Raw genomic sequence first — 1,045 nt, 5'->3', positions numbered from 1 at the left:
CGAGCGTGTCGTACTGGCCCTCGGTCTCGATGTGCGCTTCGTCACTGAGCGTGCCGCTCTCGAGCTGCTCCTGCAGCGGTGCCAGCAGCGCCTCGATCTCGACGGCGCGCGCGCCCTGCTCCTCGGTCATCGGCTCGGTCGGCAGGTAGACGCGGTAGAGACCGTGCGCTGCGTTGTAGGTGCTGCTCGACGCGACCGGGCGGATCCAGGCGAGGCCGCGCTCGTCGCCGATGCGCTTGGCCTCGGCTTCCATCTTCTCGCCCGCGAGCCTCTGGACGATCTCCGGATTGGTCCAGCGATCGTCGCCGTCGCTGAACAGCTCGCGCTCGATCACGCCACCTGCCGCCTCGTACGCCTCGGCGCCGACGAGCAGCGCGACAGGGTCGCTCGAGCGCATGTCGTCGTTGGCAATCGTGCGCCGGATCGTGTCGGGCGTGTTGTAGCTGCTGTGGCCATAGGCGTTCCAGACTTTGAGCTGGCGCTCATGGCTGGCGGTCGTGCCGTACGCCTTGGCCATCTCGAGGCTGATCTTCTCGTCGGCGAGTGCGTCGAAGATCGGCTCGGCCAGATTGGCGAGCCGCAGGCGACCCTCGACGAAGCGGCGGGTCACACCGAAGCGCCGCGCGAGACCGTCGATGTCGCCGCCCTGCGAAAGGATGAGCTGGAAGCCGCGGCACTCGTCGGCCGGGTTCATGTTGTCGCGCTGGAAGTTCTCGACCAGCGACACCTCGGACAGCTCGCTCTCGGCGCCCGTCATCAGCTTGACCGGCACGTCATACTCGTCGGCGTTGATCTCACCGCGCTCGGCGAGCAGCATCAGACCGCGATAGCGGCTCTCGCCGGCCACGACGCCGTAGTGGCCGCGCGGCTTCTTGAGCGGCGTGACGATGAGGTTCTGCAGGATGCCATTGGCGGCGATGCTGATCGCGAAGCTCTCGGCCTTGTCGGCGCGACGCTTGCGCACGTTGACGTCGGAGAGGACCAGCTTCGACAGCTTGACGGACTGGATCATGGGAAATCACCCTTATGCTGAGCATCCGACGTT

The 1,045-nt window shown here is 66.7% G+C and carries 1 protein-coding gene; it reads right to left on the bottom strand.

The features are described 5' to 3' along the window. On the bottom strand, positions 1 to 1,012 hold a 1,012-nt coding region (locus FHY02_RS22600), incomplete at its 3' end, for a ParB/RepB/Spo0J family partition protein (RefSeq protein WP_183926622.1). Positions 1,013 to 1,045 lie beyond the last annotated feature (33 nt).

This window comes from Sphingomonas sp. BK069 (genome assembly GCF_014193405.1).
In the GTDB taxonomy this organism is placed as follows: Bacteria; Pseudomonadota; Alphaproteobacteria; order Sphingomonadales; family Sphingomonadaceae; genus Sphingomonas.
The sequence above is the reverse complement of the archived record's forward strand: the minus strand, read 5'-3'. Positions and strand labels throughout refer to the sequence as shown.